The organism is Pantoea sp. R102, assembly GCF_004916815.1.
GTDB classification, from domain to species: domain Bacteria; phylum Pseudomonadota; class Gammaproteobacteria; order Enterobacterales; family Enterobacteriaceae; genus Pantoea; species Pantoea dispersa.
The window spans coordinates 1-5,308 of sequence record NZ_SDFT01000188.1 but is presented as its reverse complement, the minus strand read 5'-3'; the positions used below and the strand labels follow the sequence as shown (position 1 = coordinate 5,308).

The following is a 5,308-nucleotide window of genomic DNA, read 5'->3' as shown; positions in this document are numbered from 1 at the left end:
TCCCCGGACTGTACACCCATGGGGAGAGGGGACTTGCCTGTTCCCCGGTGGGAGAGGGCCGCTGTGGTTTTCTCCCTCTCCCCGAGGCAGAAGGCCGCTCTGGTTTTCTCCCTCTCCCTGTGGGAGAGGGCCGGGGTGAGGGCATCAGCGCGCACCCAACCTAAGACTTCACCACCCCATCCAGCCACGCCTGGAACCGCGCATAAGGCACATACAGCGCCACATCTTTAAACAGCGTTTTGCCGCTCTTATTATCATCAATCCGACTGCTATAGCCGACAATCACCCCGGCCAGCGTGTCGTCGCTGGCGTTATACACCGCGCCGCCGGACATGCCTTTCACCACGCCGGCATTGGCCGCCACCACTACGCAGCTGGCCTTATTCCAGTCATTGCTCAGCGTCGTATTGATCAGATTTTTGCCGCTTGATGCCACCGGCAGCGCGGAGATAAAGCTATACCCATACAGATTTACGTTGTCGCCGATATGGCTGTTGCGGAACTGCGGGGGCAGGTTGGCTTCTTTATTCGCATGATAAACCACGGCGATATCGCACTCCGGATGCCAGGCCTTCACCCGATACAGCGAATATTTGGCCACGTGTGCCGCCGTCAGGCTATATTCGCGCGTCAGGGGGATAGTGGTGCCCAGCGCACCCATGCCGAGCACGGTGGGGATGCCGGTGACGGTCATATCGACGCGCCTGGCCGCTTCTGAGCTGTATTCATAGTGCCCGACCGAGCAGCCGCTTAAGCCGCCGATCGCCAGCGCGATGATCCATCGCATAACTCTGTCCCCCTGTTGTGTTGACGCCGCATTACCGGGCAATCCATTGGGGTATCGGCAATGTGCGACCATCCTTTACTGCCTGATTTAACGCCAGAAAGCGCCGTCGCTGTGACAGCGATCACAACCTGTTATCAAGCGTAGTCTGTTATCGCCGTCCTGTCTCAGTGATGCATAAGCGACACTTTTTAGCGCCGGGATTATTGCCGCGCAGGCAAAATAGCCTTGCTGCCGCCCGGGTGGTTGAGAGTCAGAGGCTGTGCTTTAATAGCAGACTGTGACGCAGTTCAAAAATAAACATCCCCGCACTGTCGGAGGGATACGCGTCTGTCTTAACCGTACGGCGTTCGTCGTACGGCCCGCCTGCAAAATTATTTTGGGAGAGTGTGTTATGCCTGTTGCATTACTGGCGCTGGCGCTGAGTGCGTTCGCCATCGGCACCACGGAGTTCGTCATCATGGGGTTACTGCCGGAAGTGGCGGGTGACCTGCAGGTGTCGATTCCTTCTGCGGGCTGGCTGATCAGCGGCTATGCGCTGGGCGTGGCCATCGGCGCGCCAATCATGGCGCTGCTGACCGCGAAACTGCCGCGTAAACGTACCCTGATTCTGCTGATGATCATCTTCATCATCGGCAACGTACTCTGTGCGCTGGCTTATACCTATAACCTGCTGATGCTGGCGCGCGTCATTACCGCGTTGTGTCACGGTGCGTTCTTCGGCATCGGTTCAGTGGTCGCGGCCAGCCTAGTGGCACCGGGCCGTCAGGCGTCGGCGGTAGCGCTGATGTTTACCGGTCTGACGCTGGCCAACGTACTGGGCGTGCCGCTTGGCACCTGGTTTGGTCAGCTGTTTGGCTGGCGCGCCACCTTCTGGGGCGTGGCGATTATCGGCATCCTCGCGTTCATTGCGCTGATTGTCAGCCTGCCGACCAACAAAGATGAAAAGCCGGTGCATCTGGCGAGCGAAATCAGCGCGCTGGCCAACGGCAAACTGTGGCTGTCGCTGCTGATGACGGTGTGTTTTGCCGCCGCGATGTTTGCGCTGTTCAGCTACATTGCGCCGCTGCTGCTGCAGGTGACCGGCATCAGCGATCGCGGTGTCAGCTGGACGCTGTTCCTGATTGGCGCCGGCCTGACGGTCGGTAACATTGTTGGCGGCAAACTGGCGGACTGGAAAGTGTCGTTCAGCCTGATCCTCAGCTTTTCGCTGATCGCCGTGTTCTCGCTGCTGTTCAGCTGGACCAGCCATGCGCTGTGGCTGGCAGAAATCACCCTGTTCCTGTGGGCGATGGCGACCTTCGCCACCGTGCCGGGTCTGCAAATCAACGTGGTGCGCCACGGTAAAGAGGCGCCAAATCTGGTGTCGACGCTCAACATCTCGGCCTTCAACGTCGGTAACGCACTCGGTGCGTGGGTGGGCGGCGCAGTGATCGACAAAGGCTATGGCCTGACGGCGGTGCCGGTCGCGGCGGCAGCGCTGGCGGCAGCGGGATTAGTGGTTTGCCTGCTGACCTTCCGCAAATCGGGCGGTCAGCGCGAGACGGTGCGCGCTTAAGCCAGCCGCCGGGCGATGCGCTGCGGAAAGGTGGCCACCTGCTGCTGCAGGTGGTCGCAAAAGTGATCGACCAACGCCGATGCCGGCCGATGCTGTGGCCGCACCAGGCTCACCGTGAACGGCACGGCAATACTGAAGCGGCGCATCACCACACCGCTGTCGGCGTAATCCAGCGCCGTCAGCGGATTAACAATCGAAATGCCCACCCCGGCGCGCACCATCGCGCACACCGACGCGGCGCTGTGCGTCTCCAGCACCAGCCGCCGCTCCACCTGCTGCTCATGGAACAGCGCATCCAGCAACTGACGATAGCTATCGCTACGCGACAGGCTGACATAGTTTTCACCATGAAAATCCTGCGGCGTCAGCACCGCACGCTGACACAGCGGATGCTGCGGCGGCAGCACGCACACTTCATCACTGGTCAGCAGTGCCAGGCGTTCAGTCCCGGCGGGCGCATGCTGGGTTTCGGTCAGACCGAGATCGTAGCGCTGCGCCGACAGCCACTCCTCCAGCAGCGGCGACTCCTGCGGAATAATATTCAGGCTCACCTGCGGATAGCGCTGTAAAAACGGCTGCAGCAGCGGCGGTAACAGCGACTGGGAAAAAACCGGCAGGCAGGCGATGGACAGCTCGCCCTGGCGGAAATTGCGTAACCCTTCGGCGGCATCCATGATGCGATCCAGACCGTACCACGAGCGCTGCACCTCTTCGTACAGCCGCAGCCCCTGAACGGTGGGCTGCAGGCGGCCGCGCACCCGCTCAAACAGCTGTAAGCCCAGCTGCTGCTCCAGCCGCGCCAGCTCGCGGCTCACCGTTGGCTGCGAGGTGTGCAGCAGCGTGGCGGCCTGGGTCAGATTGCCGCTGGTCATCACCGCGTGAAAGATTTCGATATGCCGCCAGTTAATTTTTGCCATCGTCGCCTCCGTGTCATCCATATCATATTTGCATAGCTGACGCTTAAACAGATATTTTTCTGCATCACTGTGCTGTGGCTAAATGACAGCAACGACTCAGGAGAATGCTCATGCCACGTCCACTTAACGATTCCCAGACGGCGCTTAACGCCACAAATCTGCTGCCGCTGGCGCAGCGCTACAGCGGCCCGTTCTGGGCTTACGATGCCGAAATCATTCAGCAGCGTATTGCACAGCTCAGCGCGTTTGACGTGGTGCGCTTTGCGCAAAAGGCCTGCTCAAATATTCATATTCTGCGGCTGATGCGCGCTGCCGGCGTCAAGGTCGATTCGGTCTCGCTCGGCGAGATCGAACGTGCGCTGGCTGCCGGTTTTCAGCCGGGCGGCGAGGATATTGTGTTCACCGCCGATGTGCTGGACTCGCCGACGCTGGCGCGCATCGCCGAGCTGAAGGTGCCGGTAAATGCTGGATCCGTGGATATGCTGCATCAGCTTGGCGCGGTTTCGCCGGGTCACAGCGTCTGGCTGCGCATTAATCCGGGCTTTGGCCACGGTCACAGCCAGAAAACCAATACCGGTGGCGAAAACAGTAAGCACGGCATCTGGCACAGCGATCTGCCACTGGCGCTGGCGGCGATTCAGCAGCATGGCCTGCAGCTGATAGGTTTACATATGCACATTGGCTCCGGCGTCGATTATGGCCATCTGCAGCAGGTGTGCGACGCGATGGTCGATCAGGTCGTGGCCTTTGGCCAGGACCTGCAGGCCATTTCGGCGGGCGGCGGGCTGTCGATTCCTTACCGCTTTGGTGAGGAGGCGATTGATACGCAGCACTATTACGGCCTGTGGAACGGCGCGCGCGAGCGTATCGCGGCGCACCTCGGCCATGCGGTGAAACTGGAGATCGAGCCGGGCCGCTTCCTGGTGGCAGAGTCGGGCGTACTGGTGTCGCAGGTGCGGGCGGTGAAGCAGATGGGCAGCCGTCACTTTGTGCTGGTGGATGCCGGTTTCAGCGATCTGATGCGTCCGTCGATGTACGGCAGCTATCACCATATTTCGCTGCTGCCTGCCGATGGCAGCGTGCCGGGTGAGGCGCATGTGGAGAGCGTGGTGGCCGGGCCGCTGTGTGAGTCGGGAGATGTGTTTACCCAGCTGGAAGGGGGCAAAGTGGAAACCCGCGCGCTGCCGGCGGCACAGGTCGGCGATTATCTGGTGTTCCATGATACCGGCGCTTACGGCGCATCAATGTCCTCCAACTACAACAGCCGTCCGCTGATCCCGGAAGTGCTGTTTGAGCAGGGCGTGCCGCGTGAGATTCGCCGTGCGCAGACCATTCAGGAACTGCTGGCGCTGGAGCTGAACTGATGCGCATCGTGCCGCTCAGCAGCGTGCCGCATCACGCCAGCCAGATCACCGACTGGCTATGGCAGGCGTTTGGTGACGGCACCTCGCGCGCGTTTTACGACAGCATTGTACGCAGTAGCCTGAACGGTGCCGCGTTTCCGGTGACCTTTGTCGCGCTGGACGACGATGACGTGCCGCACGGCACGGTAGGGTTCTGGCGCTGTGATTTGATTAGCCGTCAGGATCTCTATCCGTGGGTTGCCGCGCTGTATGTGGATGAAGCGGCGCGCGGGCAGGGGCTGAGCGCCGCCCTGCAGCAGCACGTGCTGGATTATGCCCGCCAGCGCGGCTATGCAACGGTGTGGCTGTGGTCGACGTTTGGCGGCTACTACGAGCGATTCGGCTGGCAGTATCAGTGTGATGCGCTGGAGTTTCCTGAGGTGCAGGTGAAGGTGTATTCGCAGGATTTATAGTGGGTTGGGTGCGCGCTGGCCCTCACCCCAACCCTCTCCCGCAAGTGTACAGTCCGGGGACATGGCAGACAGGTGTTCGGGGACATAGTGAACACTTTTTAACATCCTTTACCCATGGTGATCGACTTTTTCTTCAGGTCGATCACCCCCACTTTTGTGCTGTACCACCACACCTCGTAATAACCGTCTTCCCCCGTCTCCTTCAGCCCCACACGCTCTCCCCTGAACGCCTT

General features: G+C 60.5%; 5 protein-coding genes and 1 pseudogene. 3 read left to right on the top strand and 3 right to left on the bottom strand.

Annotation, left to right across the window (positions count from 1 at the left end; all coding sequences use genetic code 11):
• Positions 1 to 160 precede the first annotated feature (160 nt).
• On the bottom strand, positions 161 to 787 hold the full coding sequence (locus tag ERD80_RS18335) for a hypothetical protein (RefSeq protein WP_021506683.1): 627 nt from the start codon (positions 785 to 787) through the stop codon (positions 161 to 163).
• A 391-nt stretch (positions 788 to 1,178) separates the two neighbouring features.
• On the opposite strand from ERD80_RS18335, the gene ERD80_RS18330 reads away from it, so the two are divergent.
• Complete coding sequence (locus ERD80_RS18330) at positions 1,179 to 2,342, top strand: MFS transporter (protein WP_136547967.1); 1,164 nt, start codon at positions 1,179 to 1,181, stop codon at positions 2,340 to 2,342.
• On the opposite strand, the gene ERD80_RS18325 is transcribed toward ERD80_RS18330, so the two are convergent.
• Positions 2,339 to 3,259 carry a LysR family transcriptional regulator gene (locus ERD80_RS18325; protein WP_058771565.1) on the bottom strand — a complete coding sequence of 307 codons (921 nt, stop codon included), beginning with the start codon at positions 3,257 to 3,259 and terminating at the stop codon, positions 2,339 to 2,341. The genes ERD80_RS18330 and ERD80_RS18325 overlap by 4 nt on opposite strands.
• Positions 3,260 to 3,369: 110 nt before the next feature.
• Between ERD80_RS18325 and lysA the strand changes: the two genes are divergently transcribed.
• Together lysA and ERD80_RS18315 are read left to right on the top strand one after the other, a co-directional pair.
• Positions 3,370 to 4,623 carry a diaminopimelate decarboxylase gene (gene lysA / locus ERD80_RS18320; RefSeq protein WP_058771566.1) on the top strand — a complete coding sequence of 418 codons (1,254 nt, stop codon included), beginning with the start codon at positions 3,370 to 3,372 and terminating at the stop codon, positions 4,621 to 4,623.
• Positions 4,623 to 5,075 (top strand): GNAT family N-acetyltransferase, encoded by a 453-nt coding sequence (locus tag ERD80_RS18315; RefSeq protein ID WP_058757074.1) that lies wholly within the window; start codon positions 4,623 to 4,625, stop codon positions 5,073 to 5,075. The genes lysA and ERD80_RS18315 overlap by 1 nt, the downstream gene beginning before the upstream one ends.
• Before the next feature lie 98 nt (positions 5,076 to 5,173).
• Here ERD80_RS18315 and ERD80_RS18310 read toward each other — a convergent pair.
• Positions 5,174 to 5,308: pseudogene (locus ERD80_RS18310) on the bottom strand (IS481 family transposase); the annotation flags it as partial.

What these genes read in the sequence shown, in the direction of transcription:
- ERD80_RS18315 (WP_058757074.1), top strand. Translation starts at nt 4,623, where the DNA reads ATGCGCATCGTGCCGCTCAGCAGCGTGCCGCATCACGCCAGCCAGATC.
- lysA (WP_058771566.1), top strand. Translation starts at nt 3,370, where the DNA reads ATGCCACGTCCACTTAACGATTCCCAGACGGCGCTTAACGCCACAAAT.
- ERD80_RS18325 (WP_058771565.1), bottom strand. Translation starts at nt 3,259, where the DNA reads ATGGCAAAAATTAACTGGCGGCATATCGAAATCTTTCACGCGGTGATG.
- ERD80_RS18330 (WP_136547967.1), top strand. Translation starts at nt 1,179, where the DNA reads ATGCCTGTTGCATTACTGGCGCTGGCGCTGAGTGCGTTCGCCATCGGC.
- ERD80_RS18335 (WP_021506683.1), bottom strand. Translation starts at nt 787, where the DNA reads ATGCGATGGATCATCGCGCTGGCGATCGGCGGCTTAAGCGGCTGCTCG.